This is a genomic window from Streptomyces sp. NPDC050164, assembly GCF_044459945.1.
Lineage (GTDB): Bacteria > Actinomycetota > Actinomycetes > Streptomycetales > Streptomycetaceae > Streptomyces > Streptomyces coeruleorubidus_A.
In genome coordinates this window covers 167,610-194,140 of sequence record NZ_JBITJK010000003.1, presented here as the reverse complement: position 1 = coordinate 194,140, position 26,531 = coordinate 167,610, and the positions used below count along the sequence as shown (strand labels likewise).

Sequence of the window (26,531 nt, the reverse complement as noted above, 5' to 3'; positions counted from 1 at the left end):
GGGGGATCACTGCGAGAGGATCAGGTTGATCTGTTCGTTGGTCTCGTCGAGGCTGTTGACCGGCTTGCCGTTGCCGTAGATGTCCTCCATCGCCGGCGACATGAGCGCCGTCATGTCCGCCGAGTAGCTGGCGATCGGGTACGAGAAGGTCCGGAAGTTCTTCTTGTCGGCCACGGGCTTCGTGAACGACGAGACGTCGATGCCCTTCTTCCGGTACGCGGCGACGGCGGCCTCGGTCCCGGCCTTCGTCGCGGGGAAGACCACGCCGTAACCACCGACTACCTTCTGGCACTTGTCCGAGGCCAGATACGCCACCCACTTCTTGGCGCCCTCCTTGTTCTTGGAGGCCTTGGTGACGGAGTCGGCGAGGCCGTTCATCATCGTGGCGCGCTTGCCGGTCGGGCCGACCGGTGTCAGGGCGGTCTTGATGTCCCGGCCCTTGAAGCCCGCGTACGTGGAGATCATCCAGGCCCCGTCGAACGCGGTGGCGGCCTTGCCCGCCGCGACCTGGGTGTTCGCCTGGTTGGACTGGACGTTGTAGTCGGACAGCGGCGGCATGTAGCCCTTCTTCGCCAGGCCGAAGTACCACTTGACGACCGACTGGAAGGTTTTGCTGTCGTACTGGTACTTCGTCCCCCAGCGCGGCTTGTCCAGGTAGCTCCACCCGGCGGAGGCGGCGAAGTTGCTCCACTGGGTCTGGCCGTCGCCGAACCCGCCGCCGTTGGTGGCCATGCCGTACACCTTGACGTTGTTCTTGTCGAAGCCCGGTTCGTCGCCCCGCTTGCCGTTCCGGTCGATCGTGAGGTGGGCGATGGCCTTCTCGAAGGTGCCGCCGTCCTCCGGGTTCCAGGAGAGGTCGTTCAGCTGCTCGGCGGTGAGGCCGGCGTCCTTCGTCATCTTCGAGTTGTAGAACAGCGCGACGGTGTCCCAGTCCTTGGGGGCGCCGTAGCGGTGGCCGTCCTTCCCGATCCAGTTGGCGGCGAGGCCCGGCTGGTAGTCGGAGTCCTTGATGCCGAGGTCGTCGAGCGGTTCGAGGACCTTCAGGTCGGCGTACTGGCCGAAGTTCTGGATGTGGTCGGTGAAGACGTCCGGCTGGGTGCCCGCGATGAACCCGGCGGTGAGCTTGGTCCAGTAGTCGCTCCAGCCCAACTGCGTGATCCTGACCTTCAGTCCGGGGTTCTCCTTCTCGAACCCCTTCGCGCAGGCCTGGTAGGCGGGCAGCTGGTTGGCGTCCCACAGCCAGTACGTGACCGTGTTCGCGGAGGATCCGGCGGCGCCCTGCTGCGCGCATCCGCTGACCAGGGACAGCGCCAGCGCGCCGGTCGCCGCGACGAGCGTACGCATACGAATTAGCATCACAGTCCCTCTACTTGATCCCGGTGAAGCCGATGGAGCTGACGATGCGGCGCGCGAAGCAGGCGAACAGCACCAGCATCGGCAGCGCGGCGATCAGCGTCGCCGCCATGAGCCCGGACCAGTCGACGCCGGTCGCCGGGGTCTGCGCCCGGAAGATCGCCAGCGCCACGGTCAGCACGCGCGAGCTGTCGCTGTAGGAGACCATCAGCGGCCAGAAGTAGTCGTTCCAGGAGGTGATGTACGTCAGCACGCCCAGCGTGAGGATCGGCGTGGACGCCATCGGCAGCACCACCCGGAAGAAGATCTTGATCTTTCCGGCGCCGTCCAGCAGCGCGGCCTCCTCGACCTCCTGGGGGATGTTCATGAAGAACTGCCGCAGGAAGAACACCGCGAACGGCGCCATGAACATGGTGGGCAGGGCGATGCCGAGGAGCGTGTCCACCAGGTGCAGTTGCTTGATGAGCACGAAGTTCGGCAGCAGCGTGAAGATGGTCGGCACCATCATCCCGGCCAGGAACAGCCCGAACACCGCGTCCCGGCCGCGCCAGCGCAACCGCGAGAAGGCGTACGCGGCCATCGCGGAGAAGAAGAGCTGACAGCCGGTGATCAAGGTCGAGACCAGCACCGAGTTGAGCAGATAGCGCCAGAAGTCGAGCCCGCCGCCCGCGCCGCCCTGCGCGACGGCCTCCTCGGCCGACTGCATGCCCAGGGCGCGTTCGAAGCCGCTGGTGGTGAGGTCCACGGGCAGGGGGTTGGTCGGGTCGGCGTTGAGTCCCGCGTTGGTGGACAGGGCGGTGCGCAGGATCCAGTAGAACGGCAGCAGGGTGATGAGGACGATCAGCCCCATCACGGTCCAGGCGGCGGCCCGCCCGAAGGGGAACCTGCGTCGCCGGACCGGTCGCAGGGTCGTCGACGTCGTTGTCGTCACGGCAGCCATGCCGGTGTCTCCCTTCGTCAGCCGAGGTCGGTCCGGCCGGCCCGGGTGAGCCGGTACTGGAGGATGGTGATGGCGCTCAGCACGATGAGCAGGGCGACGGACATGGCCGAGGCGTAGCCGAACTGGAAGCGCCCGAAGGCGGAGCCGTAGATGTAGTACTGGAGCACGTTGGTCGCGTTCGCCGGGCCGCCCGCGGTGGTCACGGCCACGGTGTCGAACACCTGGAACGACCCGATCACCGTCATGATCAGCACGACCGCGAGCACCGGCCGCAGCAGCGGCATGGTGATCCGCCAGAACATCCGCCATTCGCTGGCGCCGTCCACCCTGGCCGCCTCGTACATGTCGTTCGGGATCGCCTGGAGACCGGCGAACAGCAGCAGCGCGGTGTATCCGACGTGCCGCCACACGTTGATGAGCGCGATCGTCGGGATCGCCCAGGTCTCGTCGGCGAGGAACGGGATGCGGTCGGCGCCGAGGGCGCTGATGATCTCGTTGCCGATGCCGAGCTGGGTGTCGAGGATCCAGAGCCAGACCAGACCCGCGACGACGTTCGACATCAGGTACGGCGTGAGCACGATGCCGCGCAGCATCGCCGACTGGGTCAGCCGCTGGAGGAGGACGGCGATGGCGAGGGCCGCGACCGTCTGGACGCCGATGTTGATGACGACGTACTCGACGGTGACCGTCAACGAGTCCCAGAAGATGGGGTCGTTGACCATGCGGACGTAGTTGTCCAGGCCCACCCACTCCGCCGGTGTCAGCAGGTTGAAGCGGGTGAAGCTCAGGTAGATGCCCCGCAGCGTCGGCCAGAGCAGGAAGACGAGGAAGCCGAGCAGCGCCGGCGCGATGAAGACCGCGGCCAGCCGTCCGTCACCCCGCCTCTCGCCCACCTCGGTCCGTCGTTTCCTCGGCTTGCTGCGGGCCTCCGTCGCACCGCCCGCGGGCAGGCGCGACGGAGGGCTGCTGGAGGCGATGGTCATCGGGAGACTCCCTCGCTGCGGCGGCTCGTCCTCTGGCGGGACTTACTTTTGGTGCGAAACAATTGCGGCGTCAAGAGGGGTGCAAACATCTTTTCGCAGGAACCACCATCGCCTTAGAGTGGTCATGTTGGTTTCAGCGCGAAAAAAAGGCGAGGGGAGTCGGACCGACATGACCGCAGGCGTCGCCAGCTGGCCGCCGCTGAGCCCGGGGGAGCGCTCGGTGGCGATCGAGGTGCTCGTGCACGGCCCGTTGTCGCGCACCGAGCTCGCCCGCAGGCTGGCACTGTCGGCCGGCAGTCTCACCCGGCTGACCAAGCCGCTGATCGAGTCGGGCCTGCTGGTCGAGGTGGCCGAGGCGGGAGCGCCGGCGGAGGCCCGTCAGGGCCGCCCCTCGACACCGCTGGACGTCGTCGCCGACTCCTGGTCCTTTCTCGGCTTCAAGATCACCGAGGACATGGTCTACGGCGTCGTCACCACGCTCAGAAGCGACATCGTCGCCCGCCACGATCGTCCGCTCACCACCCACGACCCCGCCGAAGTCGCCGATGTGCTCGGGGAGATGACCGCCGAGCTGACCCGCGACCACCCTCGGCTCGCCGGGATCGGCATCGGGGTCGGCGGTTTCGTCCAGGACCGCGCCGTCGTCGGCGAGTCCCCCTTCCTGCTGTGGCGGGACGTGCCGCTGGCCGAACTCGTCGAGGAGCGCACCGGGCTGCCCGTGGTCGTCGAGAACGACGTCGCCGCCCTGGTCGAGGCCGAGACCTGGTTCGGCGCCGGACGCGGCCTGGACCGCTTCGTCGTCCTCACCATCGGTGCCGGCATCGGCTACGGGCTCGTCCTGGGCGGCAAGCGGGTGCCCTGTGCCGAGGAGGATCGCGGCTTCGGCCGCCACTGGATCGTGGACCCCACCGGCCCGCTCACCCCGGACGGCCGGCGCGGCAGCGCCGTCTCGCTGCTGACCATCCCCAACATCCGCTACCAGGTCCAGGCCGCCACCGGCCGCGACCGGACGTACGAGGAGATCCTCGCGGCGGCCGCCGCCGGGGACCCGATGCCCGCCCGGGTCGTCGACGAGGCCGCACGCGCCCTGGGCACACTCGTCGCGCAGATCTCCAACTTCGTGATGCCGCAGAAGATCCTGCTCGCGGGGGAGGGGGTCGGGTTGATGGACGTGGCGGGCAAGACGGTCGAGGATGCCGTCCGCGACAACCGGCACCCCCTGGCCGCCCCGGTCGAGCTGGAGACCAAAGTGTCCGACTTTCACGACTGGGCGCGCGGCGCGGCCGTCCTGGCCATCAAGGTGCTGGTGCTGGGATCGACCGAAGCGTGAACAGGCTCACGTTTACTGGGAGATGGACGTGATCAGCAACACTGTCCGGAATGACCGCTTAACTCACAATTACTCACATCGTCTTCACTTGCGGCGACGTATGCTTCACAGCATGTCCACCACTGTTGAATCCTCTTCCCAGCGAACGGCTGACGAGGTCAACGAGGAGATCCGGGCCCTGTGGCGCCGGTCGGGCGGGACACTGAGCGTCGAGCAGCGCGAGGAATACCAGCGGCTCGTCCTGGAGTGGGCCGCCGCGGTCCCGCAGTCCGCGCCCGCGGCCTGAGCGTCAGCCAGGTCCGCTGACGCATCGGACCCTCGTCCCGGGGCACCCCTGATCCAATGGGTGCCCTTCTCGCACTTTCCTCGGCCGTCGTCTACGGCATCGTCGACTTCGCCGGCGGCCTGCTGTCCCGGCACATCCACCACGCCGCCGTCACCTTCCTCGGCCAGCTCGGCGGGCTGCTGCTCGCCTGCGCCGCCGCGATCCTCCTGCCCGCCGACGCCGTCCACACCGCCGACCTGCTGTGGGGCGCGCTGTCCGGCGTCGGCAGCGGCGTCGCCATGCGGTTCCTCAACCGCGGGCTGAGCCGCGGCGCGATGAGCGTCGTGGTGCCCGTGAGCGCCGTCACCGGCGTCGCGCTGTCGGTGCTGTGCGGGGTGCTCGTCCTCGGCGACCGCCCGGGAACCCTGGCCTGGCTGGGCATCGCCGTGACCGTCCCCGCCCTGTGGTTCGTCTCCGGAGGCGGAGGCGGGGGCGGGGGCGACGCGGGCAAGGGGACGGCGGACGGACTGCTCGCCAGCGCGGGCGTGGCCGTGCAGTACCTCGCCCTCGGCCAGGCCGGCCCCGCGAGCGGGCTGTGGCCCGTCGCCGCGGGCCGTGTCGCCGCGGTCCTCGTCCTCCTGCCGGACGCCGCCCGCCACGCCCGCCGGCTGAAGCTGCCGCCGGGCCGCTGCGTCCAGGCCCTCCTCATCGGGGCCGGTGCGGCCCTCGGCCTCGTGCTGTATCTGCTCGCCGCACAGCGCCAGTTGCTGGCCGTCGCCGTCGTCCTCGCCTCCCTCTACCCGGCCCTGCCCGTCGTCCTCGGCCTCGCCCTCCTGCACGAGCGGATCAGCCGACGCCAGGCACTGGGGCTGCTGGGGGCCGGGGCGGCGACGGTACTGCTCACGCTGGGGTGAGCGGGACCCCCGCCGACGCCGGCCTCACCCACCCGCATCACCCCCAAGTAGCCGAGTAGTACTGCCGATACGCCTTGCGGTCCTGCTCCGCGCGGATCCAGCGGGTCGCCACCAGGGCGACGATGCTGCCCGCGATGACCAGCAGGCCGGGGCCCACGTTGCGCGGGTCGGTGAGGCGGGTCAGCAGGCCCGACACGTCCTCGCCCGTGACCGGCGCCGACGAGCCCGGCGAGGCGGCGCCCTGCGAGGCCGACGGCGCGGGGGCGGCGCCGGTGCCGCCACCGGCCTGCTTGGCCACGATCAGCTTGACCCCCAGCTCGGTCAGCGCCTTCGTCACCGGCTGGAAGAACGTCGTACCGCCCGCCGCGCAGTCCCCGCTGCCGCCCGACGTCACACCGAGCGCGATGCCGTCGGCGAACATCGGGCCGCCGCTGTCACCCGGTTCGGCGCACACGTTCGTCTCGATGAGGCCGGTGACCGTGCCCTCGGGGTAGTTGACCGTCGCGTTCAGCGCGGTCACCTCCCCCTCGCGCAGCCCGCTCGTGCTGCCGCTGCGGAAGATCTTCTGCCCGACCTCCGGATCGGCCACGCCCGTGATCCGCACGCCCTTGCCGTCCCCGACCGCCACGACGTCCGCACTCTCGCCCGCGCGACCGCTGTCGTACTTCACCAGGGAGTAGTCGTCGCCGGGGAAGCTCCCCCTGAGCGACGTGCCGACCTGTTCCCGGCCCCGGTCGTCGGCGAACCAGACGGAACCGTCGGGACCGCAGTGCCCGGCCGTGAGGATGAAGTCGGTCTTCCCGTCGGTCACGTTGAAGCCCGCCGAACAGCGCCCGGCGGTCGACAGGATCGGCTGCGCGCCGTTGACCCGCGTCGTGAACGTGCCCTCGGTGCGCTCCATGCGCACAAAGCCGCCGATGTCCTCCGCGACCTCGGTCAGCCGGGACCAGTCGGAGGCGGAGACGGTGCTGTCGCCCCGTACCACCACCTCGTTGCTCTTGTAGTCCAGGGCCCAGGCGGTGCCGGGCACCCGGGGTGCCGAACGCAGCGTCGCCGTGGCGGACTTGAGGTCGCTCATGCTGTGGCGCACCATCTTCGCCTGCGCACCGGCGCGCTCTACCTCGTCGGCGGCCTGCTCGTTCGTGACCGCGACGACCGGCCGGCCGGCGGAGTCGACCCAGCTGCCCGCCGTACGGGAGGTGCCGAGCCGGGACACGAGGTCGGTGCCCATGCTCGTGGCCGGCTGCGCGGCGTACGGGACTCCGATCGACGGGGCGGGCGGCTCGCTCGCCACGGCGCGTGTGACCATCGCTCCTCCGAGGAGGAGTCCGCCGACGGCCGCCAGCCGTGTCACTCGCCGGACGACCCGTCGTCGTGCGTGCCTCATGCATGGCTCCCGAACCCGAACATCACAGTGTGAACACCGCAGGGCACTCCTTGAGTTGAGCGCCCTCCTCCCATACGGGGCGCAGCCGCGCCGTGTTCAGCGCACGCGTGATCTCTTCACCGCCGGCCGGTCACAGGGGCGCTCGGACCGAGGTCCGCCGGGGCGGCGAGCAGGGCCCGGCTGCGCGCGTCGCCCCACACCGAGGCCGGATCGACGTAGGGCCGCAGCAGGGCGGTGAGCGCCGGGTCCCCGCGTCCGTTCAGCTCGTCGGAGGCGATCTTGCGGGCGATCCCGGCGAGGAAGTCCGCCACCTGCACCCGCGCGTCCTCACGCGCGACGACCAGCCGCACCCCGGCCAGGCCGACCCCCGCCCGCCGGGCCGCCTCCTCGATCCAGGCGATGCGGTCCGGCGTCAGCATGTTCTGCCGGTCGTGCACCAGACGGACCGGCAGTCCGTCACCGCTCCACAGCGCGGCCGTCCGGACGATCGCCGGAAGCAGCGGGTTGAGTACCGGGATCAGGGGCGGTCCGTCCAAAAACGCCGCCCGATAGGACACCGCGCGGGGGCGGGTCGCGGCCAGTCGCTCAAGGATCGCCGTCGCGTCGGTATCAGGATGGGCGTGCCGCAGGGCGTCGACCGTGCCGTAGAAGACGTCCACGGGGGCGCCCGGCTCCCTGTTGTTGCGGACCCGCAGGAGTTGGTTGGCCGCTTCCAGGAACGCCCGCCAGCCGTCCTCCCCGAAGGCCCGCCGGCCCTCGCGGAACAGGGCCACGGCCTGGCCCGGGTCGCCCAGCAGCAGGCCGACGGCCCGGTCCACCACGAAGAAGGACTTCTCCATGAGATGCACCCGCGCCCGCCCGTGGATCGGCCCGTCCGGCGCGAGCAGCCACTCCAGCACGGCCCGGTGCTTCTCCCGCAGTAGGTGGTTCGCCTTGTACTCCTCGGCCGGTGAGCGGATCCGGTCCCGGATCTCCCGTACGGCCGCCGCAGCCGTCGCCACGGACAGCGACATACTGGCGTGCGCGAACACGTCCGTGTTCCCGCCGGTGAGGTTCTCGCCGTCCGACCCGGACTCGTCGCAGGCGATCTCCAGGAACGGGCCGTCGGTCCCTGCCCGCTCCCCGTCCTCACGATTCCCGCTCACTGCACAGCCCCCTATCGTGTGCCCATGACCAGGATCCCGCACGAGACCTCCGGTGAACCGAATCCTCTGCAGGCCCTCACTCTCGACCGTCTCCGCCGCCGTACGAGCATGAAGTGGCGCACCTACCCCGAGGACGTGCTGCCCCTGTGGGTGGCCGAGATGGACGTGCCGCTCGCCGAGCCCGTCGTGCGCGCCGTCACCGGCGCGCTCGGCCTCGGCGACACCGGCTACCCCGCCGGCACGGCCTATGCGGAGGCGCTGGCCGCCTTCGCCGAGAAGCGGTGGAACTGGGGCGGGCTCGCCGTGGAGCGCACCGCGATCGTGCCCGACGTCATGCTGGGCGTCGTCGAGATGCTCAAGCTGGTCACCGGATACGGGGACGCGGTGGTCGTGAACCCGCCGGTGTACCCGCCGTTCTACCAGTTCGTCGAGCACATGGACCGGCGCGTGGTGGAGGCCCCGCTCGGGGCGGACGGGCGCATCGGCCTCGGTGTCCTGGAGGAGACTTTCCGGCAGGCGACGGCGGGCGGAGGACGGGCCGCCTATCTGCTGTGCAGCCCCCACAACCCGACCGGCACCGTGCACACGGGCGAGGAGCTGTCCGCGGTCGCCGCGCTCGCCGAGCGGTACGGCGTCCGTGTCGTCGCCGACGAGATCCACGCGCCGCTCGTGGTCGGCGGCACGGACTTCGTGCCGTACCTGAGCGTGCCGGGCGCCGAGCGCGGACTGTCGCTGATGTCGGCCTCGAAGGCGTGGAACCTGGCCGGGCTCAAGGCCGCCCTCGCGATCGCCGGGCCCGTGGCCGGAGCCGACCTGGCCCGGATGCCCGAGGAGGTCGGGCACGGCCCGAGCCACGTCGGCATCATCGCCCACACCGCCGCCCTGCGCGACGGTGTGGCCTGGCTGGACGCCCTGCTCTCCGGCCTCGACGCGAACCGGCGGCTGCTCGCGGACCTGCTGGCCGAGCACCTGCCCGAGATCCGCTACCGCCCGGGCGACGCCACCTACCTCGCCTGGCTCGACTGCCGCGCGCTCGGCCTCGGCGACGACCCGGCGGACACCTTCCTGCACCGCGGCCGCGTGGCCCTCAACTCCGGCCTGCCCTTCGGCACCGGCGGCGCCGGACACGTCCGCTTCAACCTGGCGACCTCGCCCGAGGTGATCGAGGAGGCGGTGCGGAGAATGGCCGCCGCCCTGCGCTGAAACCCGGGGGCACGCCGCGCAGGCCGTGCTCGTACACTGCCCGCCATGGACGGCAGTGAGCTGGACGAACTGGGCGCGGGCAAGTACCTGCTGATCACCAGCTACCGCAGGAACGGCACGCCGGTCGCCACCCCCGTCTGGGTGGTGCGCGACGGCAACGCGCTCGGCGCCTGGACGCCGGCCGACTCCTGGAAGGTCAAGCGGATCCGCAACCGCGCCGACGTCCTGGCCGGCCCCTGCGACCTGCGCGGCAACCCCACCGGCGAGCAGGTGCCCGCGACGGCGGAGATCTGCGACCCGGCCACGACCGCCCGCTACCGGCAGCTGATCGCCCGCAAATACGGCATCGCCGGCCGGCTCACCCTGCTCGGCAGCCGGCTGCGCCGGGGCCTGGACGGCACCGTGGGCATCCGCGTCACCCTCACGCGCTGACCTGGCCGTCAGCAAGCGCTTTCGCGCCGGGGGAGTGGACGGCCCGTCCCCGGGACAGACCACCTGACATGAGCCGAACTCCCGTCCTGCGCGCAGCCATCGTCGGCACGGGCCACCGGGCCCAGCTGTTCACCCGGGGCCTCGCCGAACGCCCCGGCCACCTCGTGGCCGCGCTGTGCGACCCCAGCCCGACCCGGATGGCCTTCCACAACCGGCTGCTGGCCGAGACCGGCGCGCCGGCCGCCACCCCGTGGGAGCCCGACCGCTTCACCGACCTGCTCGCCAAGGACGACATCGACGAGGTCGTCGTCACCACCGTCGACGCCGAGCACGACCGCTACATCGTCCCGGCCCTGAAGGCGGGCTGCCGGGTCGTCACCGAGAAACCGATGACCGTCGACGCCGAGCGCTGCGCCCGCATCCTCGACACCGTCCGCGAGACCGGCAACTCCCTGACCGTCGCCTTCAACTACCGCTTCAACCCCGTGCACGAGAAGGTCCGCGCCCTGCTCGCCGAGGGCGCGATCGGCGAGGTGCTGTCGGTCCACTTCGAGTGGCTGCTCGACGTACGCCACGGCGCCGACTACTTCCGCCGCTGGCACCGCGAGAAGCACAACAGCGGCGGCCTGATGGTGCACAAGTCGTCGCACCACTTCGACCTGGTGAACTGGTGGCTCGCCGACGAGCCCCGGGAGGCCTTCGGCTACGGACGGCTCGGCTTCTACGGCCGCGAGGCGGGGGAGCGCCACGGACTGCGCCGGGACTACGACCGCGCCCACGGCGCCGACCGGGCCGCCGACGACCCCTTCGCCCTGGACGTCGCCGCCAACGACACCCTGCGCGCCCTCTACCTGGACGCCGAACGCGACGACGGCTACCTGCGCGACCGGAACGTCTTCGACGGGCCGATCACCATCGAGGACGACATGTCCCTTCTCGTGCGCTACGCGCGCGGCGCGACGATGACGTACCACCTGACCGCCTACTCCCCGTGGGAGGGCTACCGGGTGATGTTCAACGGCAGCGCGGGCCGGCTGGAACTGGAGGTCGAGGAGAGCCGCTGGCAGCCGCCCCTGACCCGGGTCACCTCGGCCGCGGGAGCCCTGCACGGGGACACGGCGGCGGAGCACGCGGGCGGCGCCCGACTCACCCTGCGCCCGCTGTGGCGGCCCCCGGTCGACGTGCCGCTCGCGGTCGCCCACGAGGCCCACGGAGGCGGCGACCCGCGCATGCTCGACGCGCTGTTCGGCCCCGCCGACCCCACCCGCCCTGCGGACACCGCGGCGGCCGCCCACCCGACGGCCACCGAACGCGACGGGGCACTGGCCCTGGCGGTCGGTCTCGCGGCCAACCGGAGTTTCGAGACGGGACGGCCCGTGCGCACCGGCGAGCTGCTCCCCGGGATCCGGTGAACCGACCGCCCGTCAGGTCCAGGCCCGGTACGGCTCGTCGACCAGCTGGAAGACCGGCTCGCCCCGCACGGGGTCCTTGGCGGTCGACAGCCGCACCCGGTCCCCGCTGTGGATGCCGATGGGCGGGCCCATCACCCGGCCGCGCACGACGAACCCCTCGGACATCTCGATCAGGGACACATTGCGCGCCGCGGGCGTGTTGCGGTGCACCACCGTCGAGTGGCGCACCGTGCCCGTGCCCTCGCTGCGCTCCGTCCGCAGGTCGCTGCCCCGGCAGACCGGACACAGCACCCGGTGGTACATGGCGGTGCCGCACCAGGTGCAGCGCTGGAAGAGGATGGCCTCCATGGCCGGGCCCCTCGGGTCGAGCAGACCCGTCGGGGAGCCGGCTGCCTGCTGAGCGACGCTTCCTGAGTGGTGGTACACGCTGGTCAACTCCCTGCACTCGGCCGGAATCCCGTGTGCACGGTCGCCCGCGCACAGGTGTGCCCGGTTCGCCGTGCCACCGCGCACGCAGCACAGAGTATGGCACTGAGTGCCACTCGTAAAGGCACTCCGTTCCCTCGATGTGTGGACCCTCAGCCCCGCCCCAGCGTCGACTCGATCTCCTGCACGACCCGCCACAACGGCGCACCGCGCCGCGCGACCACGATCACCACGTCCTCGGGCTGCTCCCCGGCCTCAGGCACCGGCGTGCCGCCGAACGCGGACTGCACGTACGCCAGCGCGTGGTCCACCGTGGCGCTCGCCTCGCCCTGCCCGTCCGAACGCAGCCAGGAGCGCAGCGCGTTGTTGTGCGCCGCGACCACCGCCGCCGCGATCACATCGGCCTGGAGGGTGCCGTCCCGGCGGGCCGCGAAACGCCGGCGCAGATACTCGGCGAGGGCGCGCTCGTAGCGCCACACCACCGACAGCTCGTAGGCGCGCAGGCCCGGGACCTTCTTGGTGAGGTGGTAGCGCTGCACGGAGAACGTCGGGTTCTCGGCGTACATCCGCAGCACGAGCCGGGCAGCGTCGCAGACCCGCCGCACGGGTTCCTCGTCGTCGGTGCCCTGCGCCAGGAAGGCCGTCATATCGGCCAGGCACCGCTCGTGGTCCGGGAAGACCACGTCCTCCTTGGACGGGAAGTAGCGGAAGAACGAGCGCCGTCCGACCCCGGCCAGCGCCACGATGTCGTCGATGGTGGTCTGCTCGTAACCCCGCTCGAGGAACAGCTGGAAGGCCGCCGCCACCAGGGCGTCCCGCATGGGCGGCTTTCCGGTCCCGGGGTCGGCTTTCTCGGAGCTCATGAGCGGGAACGTAGCACCCGGAAGGGTACGCATGGCACTCAGTGCACCCCTTGGAGGAACCGAGTTCCCTCTGAACCCCTCGCGCGGTAGCCGCGTATCTAGCGGCAGGACGATCCCCGAAGACGGGCGCCCCCGAGCCCGGACGGAAGGAGAGCAGCGTGTCGACACCGTCCGAGCCCCGGCAGCCGCACGACGGCCCGGCCCTCGAACCCATCCGCGTCCTGCGGCCCCGCCGCACCGACGCACTCGCGGAACTGATGCGGGAGTACCGAGAGGAGATCGGCTCCGCACCGGCCGGCAACGAACCTGGCGGCAACGAGCCCGGCGGCAACGAGCCCGGCGGCTACGGGCCCCGCGGCTACGAATCCGTCGCACTGCCCTGGCCGGCCGGCTCCGAGGACCTGACGCAGGAACTCCCGCCCCCCGCCCGCGAGAACGGCGACGGCCGTGCCGGGCCCGGATCAGCACTGCGCCGCACCGCCGTCGCGGTGGCCGTCGTCGCGGCCGCGGTGCTCGGCTTCGGCGGTGCCACCCTCGTGCTCCCCGGCGGGAACACCGCCGACGAGGCGGCCCCCGCGCCCCGCCCCACGACGTCGGCCGCCGCCCCTGCTCCCACACCCACGCCGCCCGCCGCCGACCCCGACGGCCCCGGCACCCTCCGCGAGGGAGCCACCGGCCCCGAGGTGACCGAACTCCAGGAACGCCTCCTGCGCATCCCGGACGTCTACCGGGACGGCTCCACCAGCGGCCGCTACGACCCCACACTGACCGCGGCGGTCGCCCGCTTCCAGCTCTGGTACGGCATCCGCGGCGACGAAACCGGCGTCTACGGCAACGACACCCGCCTCGCCCTGGAATCCCGCACGACACCGGGCACCGACTGACCCGCCCCGCCCGCCGGCGGCACCGCCCGCGAGGGGGACAATCCCGCGGCCGACCGGGGCGCCGGACGCCACGCACGTCGGCCGCCACTGGCGCCGACTTGGTCGTCGGCCGGCCCGGGTGCTGCTCGGCACGCACGCTGGCCCGCACTGGCGCCGGCCCGGTCGTCGGCTGCCACTGGCGCCGCACGGCACGGGCGGCACCGCCCGGTCGTGGGCTGGCCCGGAGCCGGCGGCACTGCCCGCCGGTAGGCCCCGCCGGCCTGACGGCGCCGTCCGGCTGGCCCGGGTGCTGCAGAGTACGGGCGTCGAACGGCACGCACGTCGGCACGGCACTGGCGTCGGCCTGGTCGTCGGTTGGCCCTGTCGTCGGCTGGCACGTTCGTCGGACCGCCCGGTCGTGGGGTTGGCCGGGAGCCGGGCGGCACCGTCCGCCGGGCGACACCACCCGCCGATAGGCACCCACCGGCCTGACGCCGCCGCCCGACTGACCCGGGCGCCGCACGGCCCGGCCGCCGGATCCCCCGATCGCCCCCTGGCCTGGAGTCGGACGGCACCGCCCCAGATCGTCACCCGCCGACCCGACGGCGTCGCCCCACAGCCGACAACGACCCCGGGGGTACCCCCCTCGGTATGGCACCCACACACCCGACATGGTGAGGTGATGCCGAGGCGACAGCGGCTGCGAGGGTGCGGGAGTGGTGTGAGCATGGCGGGCATGGACGCGTTCATCGGGCGGCTGGATCCCGACATGTGCGTGGTCACGGCCGTCGCGGGCGGTGAACGGGCGGGATGCCTGGTCGGATTCGCCTCGCAGTGCTCGATTCGGCCCGTGCGGTTCGTGGTGTGGCTGTCCGAGCTGAACCACACCTTCCGGGTGGCCCGGGACGCCGACGTGCTCGCCGTGCACCTGCTCGCCCGTGAACAGCACGGCCTCGCCGAGCTGTTCGGCGGTCGGACCGGCGACCGGACGGACAAGTTCGAGGGCCTTCGACTGCGAGAGTCGTACGGCGGGGCCGTCGTGCTGGAGGACGCGCCGGCCTGGTTCGTCGGCCGGATCGTCACGCGCGCGGGCGGCGGCGACCACATCGGCTTCGTCCTCGATCCGGTCGAGTGGGGCGGAGACGAGGCGTACGACGGACCACTGCTGCGCCTCTCCGGCGCCCACACCATCGACCCCGGTCACCCGATCGACTGAGCGAGCCGGCCCTCGCCCGGACCGAAACGGCGAACGGGCCGTCCCCTACGCCTCTCGGACCCTCGGAACCCGGACGTCCACGACGCACACGTCGTCCCGCCGCTCGTCCGGCAGCATCTGCGCGAGCAGCCGCCCCAGTGACCCCGGCCCGTCGGCGTGCGGAGTCGCCACGGCCTCGGCGAGACGTTCCAGGCCCCGGTCGATGCTCTGCGGAGGGTGTTCGACCAGACCGTCGGTGAACAGGATGAGCCGGTCGCCCGGTTCGAGACGGCACTCCGCCTCCTCGAAGACCGTCGTCGTGGTCGCGCCGAGCAGCATGCCTCTGGGGCGGCTCAGATACCGCACCTCGCCGTCCCGCAGCAGCAGGGGCGGGGGATGCCCCGCCTGGGCCCAGACCAGACGGCGCTGCCGGGGGTCGTAGCGGGCCAGCACCATCGTGGCCGTCGCGTGGGAATCACGGGAGTGCAGCAGCAGCGTGTTCAGCCGGGCCAGCGCGCCGGTCAGCGACGAGCCCGTGATGACCATGCCCTTCGCGGTGAAGCGGAGCTGGGCCATCGTGGCGACGGCGTCGACACCGTGCCCGGCGACGTCGCCGACCACCAGCAGCGCGTCCCCCTCGGGCAGTTCCACGGCGCTGAACCAGTCACCGCCGACATGCACCCCCGACTGGGCGGGCAGATAGGCGACCTCGACGCGCAGTCCCGCCAGGTGCACGGGCCGGTTGGCCAGCGGCAGCAGCGCGTGCTGGAGCCGGGACGCCAGGGTCCGCTCGGCCTGGAGCACGTCGTGCTGCGTGAGGATCGCCTGCTCGCTCTCGACCAGGGCCAGCTCCGCCCGCCGCCGGGCCGTCATGTCCTGGACGACACCGTGCACCTCGACGGGCGTGCCGTGCGTGTCGGCCACGGCCTCCGCCACGAGACGCAGATGCCGGATGCCGCCGCTCGTCCTCACCCGGAACGGCAGGTCGAACGCCCTCCCCTCCTGGACGAGCGCGCGGACGGCACGGGTCAGCGCGGGCGCGTCCTCGGGCAGCGCGAGTTCCGGCATCTCGGTGAGCCGCACCGGGCCCTGCGCGGGGTCCCGGCTGAAGATGGCGAACACCTGGGTCGAGCAGGAGGCCTCCTGCGTGGCCAGGTTCCAGTTCGCCCAGCCGAGATTGCCCAGCCGCTGGAGATCCGCCAGCCGCTGCTCCTGCCGGTCGGAGGAGCCGTGCCGGATCCAGGTGACGACCAGCGTGCCGTCCAGCTGCGCCACCCGCGCCGAGTACGTGGACAGCGCCGCGATGCCCGCCACGACCTCCTCGTGCGCGAACGGTTGACTCTCGTACGGCTTCCCGGTGGTCAGCGTGTGCAGGCAGCCCTGCCACAGCGGCTCCTCCGCCAGGGCCGGCCGGAACTCCAGCAGCCGCCGCCCGGCCAGTTCCTCACCGGGGCGGCCCAGCAGGTCACCCGCCCGCGCGGTCGCGGCCTCCACCCGGAAGTCCTCGGTCTCTCCCGACGCCGCCTTCAGCGGACTGAGCAGCATCGCCGCGATCGGCAGCGCGTCGAACAGCGCCTGCACGGCGTCCGCGGCGGCGTCGTCGGGCCGCTCGGGCGGTGCGTCGAAGGCGCGCAGCCGCCCGGCGCACAGCCCCGTGACGCCCCGCAGATGAGCGCGGTCGCGGGGCGTGAACGACCCGGCGCGGCCGCGCAGCACGCCGATGCAGACCTCGGCCGAGCCCGCGGCGGGCACGGGCAGCCAGGCGCGCGACCGCCACCGCTCGGGCGGGTCCCCGATCAGCAGGTCCCGCCGCTCGTCCGAGGCGAGGCCCTCCAGCCAGCGCGGTTCGCCCGTCCGCAGCGCGTCCAGCGCCGCGAGCCCTCTCAGCGGCGGCACCTGGCTCCACTGGGCGGCCAGCTGGTCGTCGATGCCGGCGTGCCCGATCAGTTCGAGGCCGCCGTCGGGCCTGTGGGCGTAGATCGTGATCGCGTCAGCGGCCATGTCGGGCGCGAGATGCTCCAGCAGACACCGGGCGAGGTCGTGCGGTGTCATCACCCGGACGAAGGCCTGCCCGAGGCGGGCCAAGGCGGTGGCGACATCGTCCGGCGCGGCTGTCTCCGGCAGGACGTCGGAGCCGAAGCCGGGGGTGGCGGTGCCGATGGGCTCGGTCGCCTCGCCCGGGCCGGGTGCCGTGGGCGCCAGGGATCCCAGCGTGATCCAGCACTCCTCCAGCAGGGTGTGACGGGCCGCCTTGGCCCGCTGGAGCAACCGCTCGTCCGCAGCGTCCGCGGAACACCCGGTCAGTGCCATCACCGCGCCCTTGGCCCGCTCCACGACAGCCGACGTGGCCGCCTGGTCGCGCAGCCGGTCCAGCTCGGCACGCTGCCGGGCGACGATCTTGGCCAGTTCGACCAGGTCCGGTGCGGCACCGGGCTCCGCCGGTGTCACGGGCTCGCTCGTCACGCGTTGAGCATCGCACACCCGGGCTGATTCCAAGACGGCCTTGCGCGCACTGGCCACTGCCGTATCCGGCGGGCCACACCGGTCACATCAGCCTCCCGAGCCGTCAGTGGCCGTCGCGCGGATACAGCCACAGCCGCAGCAGCCGGCTGAGCCTCGGCATGACCAGATACGTCAGCACCGGCAGCAGCACCAGCGGGAACATGGCGGCCCGCAGCGGCAGCGGCCAGCCGGTGGTGTGCGGCGTCACCAGCCACTGGATGAGCAGGGTGAACGGGTAGGCGCCGAGGAACGTCGTGAGGACCATCTTCCACCGGGGAGGGGCCTGCACGGTGGTGCCGGGCAGGCTGAACCAGGTCTCCATCCCGGTCGTCGACTGACGTTCGCTGCTGACCTCGGTGGCGATGTCCTCGATCCGCCGGTGCCAGTGCGCGCGCTCCTCGGACTCCAGCCAGGCGGCCAGCCGGTGCTGGTCGGACCAGCGCAGCACGGCGTGGTAGCGGTGGCCGTCCTCGGGCGTGAGCCAGGAGACGCCCTCGTTGCCCGGGAACTGACTGGCGCAGCGGGTGATGCCGTGCGTCCACTCCTCGAACTGCCGCTCCCGGCCGGGACGCACCTGCCAGGTCAGAACCGTGGTCACCGGCTCGCGGCGCCGGACTTCGGTGGTGCTCATCCCCCCACGTGTGCCACGCACGACGCGGGTCATGCCCTGAGACTCACGGCTGGCGGTTGGCCTCCACCAGAGCCTGGGTGACCGCCCGGACGCTGCGCGCGATGTGCTGCAACTGCATGACCTCGGCCGCGTACAGCTTGATCGTGTGCTCGATGACGCCCTCGTGCAGACCGAGTCCGGGCAGGTCGGCGCGGGCGGTCTGGAGGGCGGTGCGGGCCACCCTGATCTCCTGCTGGACCTGGATCTGGGCGTGCCGGGCGAGCAGGACGGGGTGGCGGACGAACACGGGGTAGCCGGCGTAGCGCGCGGGCACCAGCTCGCGCAGCCACTTGGCCGCCGAGCGCTCCCAGTCGTAGCTCCCGGGGGCCTTGACCTGGCAGGGCCAGTCCGGGCTGATGCGCGTGGACGTCAGAGGCATGATCATCGCTTCCGGGTGTGCGGCGTCGTGAGGGTGGACGACGGGTCGTGGCGGCCCCGGCCTAGGGGATGACCGGGGCCGCCACGGACACCCGGGACGCCGAAGCGGGTAGGAGCCGGCCTCCTCGGGTGGCGGAACGGATCCGGAAAAACGACCGGGTCGCGATCCGTGAGCAGTATTTATATATGCCATCCGGTTTTCAAGGCGCATGAAAACATTCATGGGCGCTTTGTTGTGGATGGTCCCCATGTGTGATCTGGTGCGTGCGGTCAGTCCCGGAGGAAGAACTGGTGCTGGTCGGCGACCTGTTCGTACTCCTCGAGCCGGGCCTGCGTCCGTTCCGGATCCGCGTCCGTCATGGCCTGGAGCAGCGCCGAGCACATCACGCCCGGGGCGGCGTAGGAGTCGAAGACCAGGCGCGATCCGGTCCCGAGGGAGAAGACGACGTCGGCCTCGTCCGCGAGCGGCCCGAGCGCCAGGTCGGTGATCAGGGCGACCTTGAGCCCGGCGCCCCGCGCGACCCGGACGGCCGTCAGGGTCTCCTGGGCGTGCCGGGGCATGGAGAACGCCAGCGCCCAGGTGCCGCCCGCCTCGCGCGACTGGAGCAGGGCGTCGTAGGCGACGCTGCCGCCCCGCGTCACGAGCCGTACGTCCGGGTGGATCCGGCGGGCGGCGTAGGCGAAGTACTCGGCCAGAGAGACGGAGATGCGCAGGCCGAGGACCGTCAGCGGGGCCGAGGACGCCAGCTTGCGGCCGATGTCGATCACCAGGTTCGGATCGGCGAAGTCCCGCCGAAGGTTCTCCAGGTTCTCGATCTCGGCGTCGACCGCCGCCTGCAGCTCGTTGCCCCGGTTCTCCTCGGCCGGGCCGCCGCCCGCGAGGGTGCCGAGCGCGATCGCCTGGAGCTTTTCCCGCAGAGCCGGGTAACCGCTGAAGCCGACCGCCGAGGCGAACCGCGTCACCGAGGGCTGGCTCACGCCGACCCGGTCCGCGAGATCCGTGATGGACAGGAACGCCGCCTCGGTGATGTTCTCGATCAGGTACTGGGCGATGCGCCGCTGGCCCGGGGAGAGCCGGGGCCGGTCGAAGAGCGCCCTGAGCTGGGCGGACGGGGAGACCTCCACTTCCGGGGCGGCCTTCCCCGAGGTGATCGCGGATGCCTGTGCGCGTGCCTGCTGCGGCGATGGCACCGGTGCGCCTCCTTCGTCTCCCACGGACGTTCAACATAGCTCACGCACCGTGGTGACCAGGGCTTCTTCACACAGCACATGAGGTGCCCGGCGAGTGGATACCCGGACGCCGGGCGGGAACCCGCCGCGGCAGAAGAGCCCGACACGACGGACGAGGAGCCATCGTCATGACCGTCCCCGAGGAGAACCGGCCGAAGACGGAGACCACGGACGAGGTCCTGGAACGCCAGGACGAGAACCAGTCCCGGCCGCCGGGCGCGACCGGCCGCACGATGCGCGAGGCCCTGGAGGAGGCCGAGGTACGGCCTGACGACTACGACGAGCATTAGCACACCCCGGCCACCGCAACCGAACCGACGACGCTTCCGGCAGGTGAGACCGCATGGGCGCACTGAGTGCGCTGGAGGAGACACTGGAAAGCCGATGGGAGGCCCTGTGGGCGCGGGTCCTCGACAAGGAGCCGGTCGAGGTCCTCGACGCCCTGCGGCACGAGTGCGACGACAACGCCGTGGTGTGCCGGGCGGGCCGGGTCATGGTCCCCAACGCCTACGACGTGGAACTCGCCGACGAGGTGCACGACCAACTGACGCGCCAGGGCACCAGCGTGGGCCAGGCCCTTACCGACAGCCTGTCCCGCCACGCGGAACGCAAGGGCTACGAGTTCGCGGGCCCGCTCGCGGTACACGTCGCGAAGTGCCCCGACGTGCCCAACGGACGCTATCGCGTGGCCAGTCGCGTCATGCAGCACGTGAGCACGGACGGCTTCTTCCACGCGACTCATTGACCCGCACACGGCACACTGGACGACGCTCAACGGCGATAGATCGTGATCGAGTGCCCGACGTCGTCGACCGGGCGGCTGCCGCCGAGCAACTCGGCCAGCCGCCCGGTCGCTTTCGCAGCCGCGGAGTCCGACACCACCAGCACACCCCGCACGTCACCGACCGGCACCCGACGCGGATCACGGGCCCGGATGCCATAGAAGGACGGCACCCCACTGCCCTTGTAGACCAACCACACCCGCTCACCCGCATACCGCTCCCGCAGCCGCTCCGCGAGCCGCCCCAGATCCTGTCCCCAGTCCACGTTGGAGTCGTGCAAGAACTCCCGGGTCCTGCCCGGCCCGCCGAACGCCTCGTTGGAGTACGGCAGGTAGTAGGGGTACGCACGCAGGGAACTGACCGCGACGAACGCCACCAGCGCCCCCACCACGACGGAGACCCACCGCCGCCGCACCACGAGAACGCAACCGGCCGCCACCGCGAGAAACAGCGGCAGGAAGACGGCGTACCGAGTGCCCAGGTCCCGCGCCCCCTGCATGGCCGCCGCCAGCAGCACCACAGGCGCGGCCAGTACATAGGACGCGGCCGGCCGCAGGCGGCGTACCGCCACCACGACGACGGCCCCGGCGCCCCACAGCGCGAGCATCCCGAGCGGTGTCTTCACCAGCAGCGCGGCCGGCAGGTAGTACCAGAGCGAACCCGAGTACAACCGGCCGAACAGAAACCCCTGCCACGGCCGGTACTCCAGCCCGAACTGGATCCGCATCCCGTCCCGGTACGCCTCCGGGAACGGCAGCGCCTCGACCAGCAGCCCCCGCAGCCCCCGCACGGTCGGTACATGCTGCTCCGGGGTCCAGAGCAGCCGCGGATCGACCATCAGATACGTCACCCACACGACCGCGACAGCGGCCAGCGCCACAACACCCGCGCCCGCGACCGCCCGCACCAGAACCTGCCCCGCCGCATCCCGCCCCCGGCCACCTGCCGACGCGTGCCACACCGACACGGCGGCCACAGCCATGAGCACCGGTACGGCGGGGAGCGTGCTCATCTTCGTGGCCAGGGCCGCACCCAGCGCCACCCCGGCGAGCGGCACGTACAGCCCGGGCCCGCGGCGGGCCCGCCACAGCAGCCACGCCGACGTCAGCACGAACCCGGCGGCCGGCACGTCGAGCGTGGCGAGCGAGCCGTGGGCGATGACGTCGGGGGAGAAGCAGTACAGGGCGAGCGCGGCCAACGCCCCGGCCGTCCCGGCCAGTTCACGGGCGAAGGCGAAGACGACCAGCCCGAACAGCAGCGTCAGCGCGATCACGGGGAGGCGGGCCCACAGCATCAGCCGCCAAGGGGCGTTGCCCGTCTCGTAGAGCAGATGCCGCCCCACCGCGCCCTGGTCGCCGGTGAAGGAGGAGTCGACACGCGGATCCGCGAGGGTCACACCGGCGCCGATGACGAGCTTGCCGAGCGGCGGGTGCTCGGGGTTGTGGCGCAGCCGGTGCTGGTGCGTGTACTCGGCGGCCGCGCCCACGTACACCGGTTCGTCGATCGTCGGGGTCTGCCGCACGGCGGTGGTGACCATGGCGAAGGCCATCTGCGCGAGCAGCACGGCCACGAGGAGCGACAGCGGCCACCGTCCGCCGGCCCGCCGCGTGGCCCCCGCCGGTGACGGCGGCGGGAGCGACCGCGGTCGCGGCACGGCGGGAGCGATCCAGAGGTCCCTCATGGACCAACTTTGCATCAGCCCCCGCCGCTCGGGGCGTCACCGCTTCACGAGTCGCACCGACAGACCGTCAGCCGTGTGAACGGGCACGGCCCGCAGCGTCGTCGAGTCCAGCTCGACACGGTCGAACCGGCCGCGCAGCCCCGGAGCCGACAGGACCGGGACGGTCGTCCCCGCGAGGGGCGGCCGCTCGGCGTCGAGCCGCAGCGACAGCACGCTGCCCCGGCCCAGCAGCACGCGCCGGCTCACCGCGAGGGCCGGGCCGTGGTTCTTGCGCAGCAGCAGCTCCAGCGTCGACTCGCCCTCCTGGACGTACGAGCCGCGCACCCGCAGGACCTTGTCCGCGCGCAGCGTGCCGCCCGTGACCCGGACGTCGCCCTGCCCCAGGGCACCCGGTGAGGCGGCGACCAGTGTGCCGTCCTCGACGACGGTCCCGCCGTGGTACCGGTTGTGGCCGGTCAGCGTGAGCGTGCCCGTGCCGCGCTTGGTCAGCCCGCCTTCGCCCTCGATGTCGTTGCGCCAGCTGTCGGCAGCGTGGAAGCCCCCGGCCGCCGCGTCCAGCGTCACCGTGACGTCGGTGTCGAAGGCGCCGTACCCGTCCGCCGCCGCGAACAGGTTCAGCCGGCCCCACTGCTCGAAGCCGTCCAGCAGGACGTACCCGGAGGGCAGCGCGGTCGTGCGCAGCACCTCGCGGCGCTGGGCCGCGCTCAGGTACGGCAGCCGCGTCTCCAGCAGGACCTCCGCGCCCTTCGGCACGGTGAGCGGGTCCTTGCGGCCGCGGCGGGGCAGGACGTACGTCAACCGGGGCCCGACTGCCCGGGCGCCCGCCTCGCGGTCGGCGTAGGCGTCATCGGCGTCCGAGTGGGCGTAGTCGTACAGCGTGTCCGCCGTCGTGCCGGTTTTCTGGGTGAAGTAGGCGAGGGCCTGGGCGCGTGCCGCCGCCTTGAGCTCCGCGTTCGCCGGGTCGGCCAGCGCCGCCGCGGTCAGGGCGGTCGCCATGATCCGGCCGCCGATGACGTCGACGGTGGAGTGCATGCCCGCCATGATCCGGGTGTGGCTGAGCTCGAACGCCCGCGTCACCAGCTCCTGGAAACGCTCGGGCACCGCGTACGCGAAGGCCAGGCCGGCCAGATGGAAGGCGTTGGTGTGGCCGCTGGGGAACCCGCCGTCCTCCTCCGGGTCCTCGGAACGCTGCCGCAGCAACTGCGGGGCCACGACCACGTCCGAGTCGTACACCGGGTAGCCGAGGGCGTCCTTCCTGCCGGTGTCGACGACCTCGCTGTCCTCGTTCATCCGCCACGGACGCGGGTACTGGAAGGCGAACTTGGCCGGGTTGCCCGAGGCGAACGGCCCGCGCACGGTGTCGACCAGCTTGGCCACCTTGCCGAGCTCCGAGTCGTAGGAGCCCGCGCCGAGCGCGGACCCGGCCGGGGCGTCGGCGGGCAGGGTGTCGCTGATCTTCCCCGGGGGCGTGCCGTCCGGGGCGGCGGTGATCGACGTGACCGCCTTCGCACCCGACTTGTACAGGCCGGCGAGCGGACCCAGGCCGCCGATCATGGCGTAGCTCTGGTGCTGGCGGTCGTAGAGGAAGGCCTCCTTGGCCTGCGCCTCGGTGCGGGATGCCGTGACCCGGGCGCAGTAGCGCATGTTGGCGCGCAGCACCTCGCGGTCCAGGACCCGGCCGGTGTCCCAGGCGCCGCCGGTCTTCCACACCCGGGACATGCCGCCCAGGATCCGGATGACCGCGTTGGTCTCGGGGGTCTGGTTCGTCAGGACGTTCGACTTGTAGTCGTCGACGAACGCGGCGGGGCCCGTGGCGGCCTTCGCGTCGGCGGCGGCGAGCCACGTGGCGAAGGTGGGCGCGGCCAGCAGACCGGCCGAGGCGCCCAGGGACGTCCTGAGGAAGCCCCGCCGGTCGACGGACGCGGTGGCGATGGGCCCGGCTGGTGACGGCATGCGTGTGCCTCTCTTGAGTTCTGCGACGGGTTCTTCCAGCCGTGCGGCCGGGGAAGGTCGTGCGATCGTGTGCGACTCTTGGCGCCTTTGACTGCTTGTGGGGCACCTGTTGAGTGACGAGCGAAGATCTACGGCCGTGTCGTGACCCTTCGGAGAGGGTCCGGCCACGAGCCGGTGTCCGGAACGTGAACGACGCCCGCCCGGCTCACAGAAGCGAACGGGCCAGCGCCACCGCGCCCTCGACCGGCGGCACGCGCAGCGGCTGCGGCCGGGCCGCGGGCAGGGACTCGGCGAGCGCGGAGGTGAACGCCGCGTACAGCGCGGGCTGGGCGAGCACCGTGCCGCCCGCCACCACCACGTCGTCCACCGCGACCCCGCGCCCGGCGAGCCGTACGACGAGCGCGGCGAGTGCCCGGCCGCCCTCGGCGATCACGGCCCGGGCGAGCGGTGAGCCCGCCTCGGCGGCGGCGAACACCACGGGGGAGTGGCGGCCCCATTGAGCGGAGACATCCGTGGCGGCCTCCAGCGCGGCGCCGAGGGCCGGCACCTCGGCCACGCCGAACGCGGCGACCAGCCCCGCGGCCAGCGCGTCGGGCTCCTCGCCGCGGTCGTGCGCCGCCCAGACGGCCCGCGCGGCCTCGCGGACGAGTCCGGCAGCGCCGCCCTCGTCGCCGAGCACCGCGCCCCAGCCGCCGACCTGGACCAGAGCGCCGTCGGGCAGCCGCCCCACCGCGACCGAACCGGTACCGGCGACCAGACCGACACCCTTGTCCAGCCCGGCGGCGGGGACGAGCAGTTCGGCGTCGCCCACGACCAGCGCGGGCACCCCGAGCCGCTCCTGAAGCGCGGCCCGGATGGCTTGACACTGGCGCGGCGTCTCGCAGGCGTGAGCGCCCACGGCGACGGCGGACGGGCGTGCGTGGGCCGGCAGGGCGTCACGGACAAGCGCGGCCAGCCGGCCGGCCGCGGCATCGGGCTCGTGCGGCCGCCAGCCCGCACTACTGCGGACACGGTCGACGACGCCTTCGTCGCCCGTGAGGGCACGCAGATGCGTCTTGGTGCCGCCCACGTCGATACCGACCACGTAAGGCGCGGAGTCCTGCACGGGTCCTCTTTCGTCGTTGCGCGGTCACGGCGACGGCAGGCGAACCGTGCGTCGGACCACGCCAGTTGAAGAGGTAGGGAAGCCCCGGGACGGGCTTCTGCGGGCCACGGCAGGCGAGTACCGTGAAGTTCGTTAGGAAGTTAACTAACGAAGTAGGGTGCGCGTCAAGAGGCACGGAATCCCGATGCCGCGCGACCCCTGCCGCCGCCCTGCACGGCCGCAGCACGACCTGGGGAGACCATGCACCTGAGTGAGAGTGCCCGTGTGGTGTTCGACGTACTGGCCGGGACGGGCACGGCCACCCGCCCCCAGCTGGCGGCCGGCGCGGGCCTTTCCAAGCCGACCGTCTCCTCCGCCGTGGCCGAGCTCGAAGCCGTCGAGCTCGCCGCCCACTCCGGCAGGGCCTTCGGCGGCACCGGCCGCAGCGCCGCCATCTACCGTCTCGGACCGGCCGCCGGCGCCGTGCTCGCGGTCGACCTGGGACCCGCCGTGACCCGGGTGCGCGGCTGCGCCCTGGACGGCACCCTGTTCGCCGAGGGCACCGGATCCCGCCCGGACGCGGCCGACACCGTCCGCAAGGTCCTCGACGCGCTGCCCGCCGGAGCCCCGCTGCGGGCCGTCGTCGTCGCCGTCGGCGACGTCACCACACGGGACCGGGAAGGCGCCGGGGAACGCCCCGCGACCGCCAAGGCCGGCCCCGCCTTCGACGCGATGGCCGTCGCGCTGCCCGAGGGAGTCCCCGTCCACCTGGAGAACAACGTCAACTGCGCCGCCCTCGCCGAACTCCACGAGGGCGCCGCCGTCGGCCGGGACACCTTCGGCTACCTGCGCATCGGCGTCGGCATCGGTCTCGCCGTCGTCATCGGCGGGCGGGTGCTGCGCGGCGCGAACGGCGCCGCCGGTGAGGTGGCCCGGCTGCCCTACCCGTGGGACGACGACCGCGCCCCGCGCCACGAGGGCCTGGAACAGCGCATGGGCTCGCGCACCCTGCTGCGCCGGGCGGCCGAGGCCTGGCAGGACGGCGACGGGCCCCGTCCGCGCACCGCCGAGCGGCTCCTCGCGCTCGCCGGGCAGGGGCATGCCACGGCCGGTGCCGTGGTCGCCTCGCACGCCGCCGACGTGGGCCGGCTCGCCGCCGCCGTCGCGGCCGTACTGGACCCCGGGCTGATCGTGCTGGGCGGGGACACCGGCGCCGACCCGCAGCTCCTGCCCGGTGTGCGGGCGGAACTGGCCCGGCTGAGCTGGCCGACCGAGGTGGTCAGCAGCGTCGTGGGCGACACCGGCACGGTGGCGGGCGCCAGCAGGCTCGCGGTCGCCCATGGAATTCAAACCGTGACCGGAGCTGTGCGGGCGAAGCATTGACGGCTGCGCCATCGGTCTGCCAATGTCCGGACAAGCGCTTTCTGAGTCGGCCGGGACGCCGACTCCGGGTGAGCCTCCCGCCCGTACGAGAAGTACGGCAGCCGCACGAGGGCGTGCTTGTGCGACGTCGGCCGTCATGGCCGGGGACCCCACCCGT

At 72.3% G+C, this 26,531-nt stretch carries 25 protein-coding genes; 11 read left to right on the top strand and 14 right to left on the bottom strand.

Annotation, left to right across the window (positions count from 1 at the left end; all coding sequences use genetic code 11):
• Window positions 1-6: 6 nt before the first annotated feature.
• Genes ACIBNA_RS06265 through ACIBNA_RS06255 form a run of 3 tightly spaced genes read right to left on the bottom strand, consistent with a single transcriptional unit; the run spans window position 7 to window position 3,276 of the window.
• Complete coding sequence (locus ACIBNA_RS06265; RefSeq protein ID WP_399164092.1) at window positions 7-1,344, bottom strand: ABC transporter substrate-binding protein; 1,338 nt, start codon at window positions 1,342-1,344, stop codon at window positions 7-9.
• Between the two features lie 22 nt (window positions 1,345-1,366).
• A complete protein-coding gene (locus ACIBNA_RS06260; RefSeq protein ID WP_399164091.1) occupies window positions 1,367-2,293 on the bottom strand; it encodes a carbohydrate ABC transporter permease in 927 nt (308 codons plus the stop codon).
• Window positions 2,294-2,310: 17 nt separating this feature from the next.
• A complete protein-coding gene (locus tag ACIBNA_RS06255) occupies window positions 2,311-3,276 on the bottom strand; it encodes a carbohydrate ABC transporter permease (protein WP_399164090.1) in 966 nt (321 codons plus the stop codon).
• Window positions 3,277-3,445: 169 nt separating this feature from the next.
• Between ACIBNA_RS06255 and ACIBNA_RS06250 the strand changes: the two genes are divergently transcribed.
• The 3 genes from ACIBNA_RS06250 (at window position 3,446) to ACIBNA_RS06240 (ending at window position 5,785) form a co-directional block, all read left to right on the top strand.
• The gene (locus ACIBNA_RS06250; protein ID WP_399164089.1) at window positions 3,446-4,606 is read left to right on the top strand and encodes an ROK family protein; all 1,161 of its coding nucleotides are present in this window, start codon (window positions 3,446-3,448) and stop codon (window positions 4,604-4,606) included.
• A gap of 100 nt (window positions 4,607-4,706) precedes the next feature.
• Entirely contained in the window at window positions 4,707-4,892 is a 186-nt protein-coding gene (locus ACIBNA_RS06245) for a hypothetical protein (protein ID WP_274821641.1), read from the top strand.
• 56 nt (window positions 4,893-4,948) lie between these two features.
• Window positions 4,949-5,785 (top strand): EamA family transporter, encoded by an 837-nt coding sequence (locus ACIBNA_RS06240; protein ID WP_399164088.1) that lies wholly within the window; start codon window positions 4,949-4,951, stop codon window positions 5,783-5,785.
• Between the two features lie 37 nt (window positions 5,786-5,822).
• Here ACIBNA_RS06240 and ACIBNA_RS06235 read toward each other — a convergent pair whose 3' ends face one another.
• Both ACIBNA_RS06235 and ACIBNA_RS06230 read right to left on the bottom strand, forming a co-directional pair.
• The gene (locus tag ACIBNA_RS06235; RefSeq protein ID WP_399164087.1) at window positions 5,823-7,172 is read right to left on the bottom strand and encodes a S1 family peptidase; all 1,350 of its coding nucleotides are present in this window, start codon (window positions 7,170-7,172) and stop codon (window positions 5,823-5,825) included.
• A 116-nt stretch (window positions 7,173-7,288) separates the two neighbouring features.
• Window positions 7,289-8,317, bottom strand: a complete 1,029-nt coding sequence (locus ACIBNA_RS06230; protein WP_399164086.1) for a hypothetical protein — start codon at window positions 8,315-8,317, stop codon at window positions 7,289-7,291.
• Window positions 8,318-8,341: 24 nt separating this feature from the next.
• Here ACIBNA_RS06230 and ACIBNA_RS06225 point away from each other — a divergent pair, with 24 nt between their 5' ends.
• The 3 genes from ACIBNA_RS06225 to ACIBNA_RS06215 all read left to right on the top strand — a co-directional run bounded on the left by ACIBNA_RS06225 (window position 8,342) and on the right by ACIBNA_RS06215 (window position 11,364).
• A complete protein-coding gene (locus ACIBNA_RS06225) occupies window positions 8,342-9,520 on the top strand; it encodes a MalY/PatB family protein (protein ID WP_399164085.1) in 1,179 nt (392 codons plus the stop codon).
• Between the two features lie 45 nt (window positions 9,521-9,565).
• Window positions 9,566-9,952 (top strand): PPOX class F420-dependent oxidoreductase, encoded by a 387-nt coding sequence (locus tag ACIBNA_RS06220; RefSeq protein WP_399164084.1) that lies wholly within the window; start codon window positions 9,566-9,568, stop codon window positions 9,950-9,952.
• A 68-nt stretch (window positions 9,953-10,020) separates the two neighbouring features.
• On the top strand, window positions 10,021-11,364 hold the full coding sequence (locus ACIBNA_RS06215; protein ID WP_399164083.1) for a Gfo/Idh/MocA family protein: 1,344 nt from the start codon (window positions 10,021-10,023) through the stop codon (window positions 11,362-11,364).
• A gap of 12 nt (window positions 11,365-11,376) precedes the next feature.
• Here ACIBNA_RS06215 and ACIBNA_RS06210 read toward each other — a convergent pair whose 3' ends face one another.
• Both ACIBNA_RS06210 and ACIBNA_RS06205 read right to left on the bottom strand, forming a co-directional pair.
• Window positions 11,377-11,790, bottom strand: coding sequence for a Zn-ribbon domain-containing OB-fold protein (locus tag ACIBNA_RS06210; RefSeq protein WP_399164337.1), 414 nt, complete (start codon window positions 11,788-11,790; stop codon window positions 11,377-11,379).
• Between the two features lie 152 nt (window positions 11,791-11,942).
• A complete protein-coding gene (locus ACIBNA_RS06205; protein WP_399164082.1) occupies window positions 11,943-12,653 on the bottom strand; it encodes a TetR family transcriptional regulator in 711 nt (236 codons plus the stop codon).
• A gap of 158 nt (window positions 12,654-12,811) precedes the next feature.
• On the opposite strand from ACIBNA_RS06205, the gene ACIBNA_RS06200 reads away from it, so the two are divergent.
• Together ACIBNA_RS06200 and ACIBNA_RS06195 are read left to right on the top strand one after the other, a co-directional pair.
• Window positions 12,812-13,537, top strand: coding sequence for a peptidoglycan-binding protein (locus tag ACIBNA_RS06200; protein ID WP_399164081.1), 726 nt, complete (start codon window positions 12,812-12,814; stop codon window positions 13,535-13,537).
• Between the two features lie 706 nt (window positions 13,538-14,243).
• Complete coding sequence (locus tag ACIBNA_RS06195) at window positions 14,244-14,732, top strand: flavin reductase family protein (RefSeq protein WP_399164080.1); 489 nt, start codon at window positions 14,244-14,246, stop codon at window positions 14,730-14,732.
• Window positions 14,733-14,777: 45 nt separating this feature from the next.
• On the opposite strand, the gene ACIBNA_RS06190 is transcribed toward ACIBNA_RS06195, so the two are convergent.
• The 4 genes from ACIBNA_RS06190 to ACIBNA_RS06175 form a co-directional block, all read right to left on the bottom strand.
• Complete coding sequence (locus tag ACIBNA_RS06190) at window positions 14,778-17,174, bottom strand: SpoIIE family protein phosphatase (RefSeq protein WP_399164079.1); 2,397 nt, start codon at window positions 17,172-17,174, stop codon at window positions 14,778-14,780.
• A gap of 103 nt (window positions 17,175-17,277) precedes the next feature.
• A complete protein-coding gene (locus ACIBNA_RS06185; protein ID WP_399164078.1) occupies window positions 17,278-17,844 on the bottom strand; it encodes an antibiotic biosynthesis monooxygenase in 567 nt (188 codons plus the stop codon).
• A 43-nt stretch (window positions 17,845-17,887) separates the two neighbouring features.
• Window positions 17,888-18,268, bottom strand: a complete 381-nt coding sequence (locus ACIBNA_RS06180) for a hypothetical protein (RefSeq protein ID WP_399164077.1) — start codon at window positions 18,266-18,268, stop codon at window positions 17,888-17,890.
• A gap of 263 nt (window positions 18,269-18,531) precedes the next feature.
• Window positions 18,532-19,452, bottom strand: coding sequence for a MurR/RpiR family transcriptional regulator (locus ACIBNA_RS06175; RefSeq protein WP_399164076.1), 921 nt, complete (start codon window positions 19,450-19,452; stop codon window positions 18,532-18,534).
• 167 nt (window positions 19,453-19,619) lie between these two features.
• On the opposite strand from ACIBNA_RS06175, the gene ACIBNA_RS06170 reads away from it, so the two are divergent.
• Entirely contained in the window at window positions 19,620-19,781 is a 162-nt protein-coding gene (locus ACIBNA_RS06170) for a hypothetical protein (RefSeq protein ID WP_274821655.1), read from the top strand.
• 53 nt (window positions 19,782-19,834) lie between these two features.
• The gene (locus ACIBNA_RS06165) at window positions 19,835-20,236 is read left to right on the top strand and encodes a DUF3662 domain-containing protein (RefSeq protein ID WP_399164075.1); all 402 of its coding nucleotides are present in this window, start codon (window positions 19,835-19,837) and stop codon (window positions 20,234-20,236) included.
• 26 nt (window positions 20,237-20,262) lie between these two features.
• Here the strand turns inward: ACIBNA_RS06165 and ACIBNA_RS06160 are convergent, their stop codons facing one another.
• The 3 genes from ACIBNA_RS06160 to ACIBNA_RS06150 form a co-directional block, all read right to left on the bottom strand.
• Complete coding sequence (locus ACIBNA_RS06160; RefSeq protein WP_399164336.1) at window positions 20,263-21,822, bottom strand: phospholipid carrier-dependent glycosyltransferase; 1,560 nt, start codon at window positions 21,820-21,822, stop codon at window positions 20,263-20,265.
• Window positions 21,823-21,990: 168 nt separating this feature from the next.
• Window positions 21,991-23,907 carry a phosphatase PAP2 family protein gene (locus ACIBNA_RS06155; RefSeq protein WP_399164074.1) on the bottom strand — a complete coding sequence of 639 codons (1,917 nt, stop codon included), beginning with the start codon at window positions 23,905-23,907 and terminating at the stop codon, window positions 21,991-21,993.
• A gap of 205 nt (window positions 23,908-24,112) precedes the next feature.
• A complete protein-coding gene (locus ACIBNA_RS06150) occupies window positions 24,113-25,012 on the bottom strand; it encodes a BadF/BadG/BcrA/BcrD ATPase family protein (protein ID WP_399164073.1) in 900 nt (299 codons plus the stop codon).
• Between the two features lie 240 nt (window positions 25,013-25,252).
• Here ACIBNA_RS06150 and ACIBNA_RS06145 point away from each other — a divergent pair, with 240 nt between their 5' ends.
• Complete coding sequence (locus ACIBNA_RS06145) at window positions 25,253-26,374, top strand: ROK family protein (RefSeq protein ID WP_399164072.1); 1,122 nt, start codon at window positions 25,253-25,255, stop codon at window positions 26,372-26,374.
• Window positions 26,375-26,531: the final 157 nt, after the last annotated feature.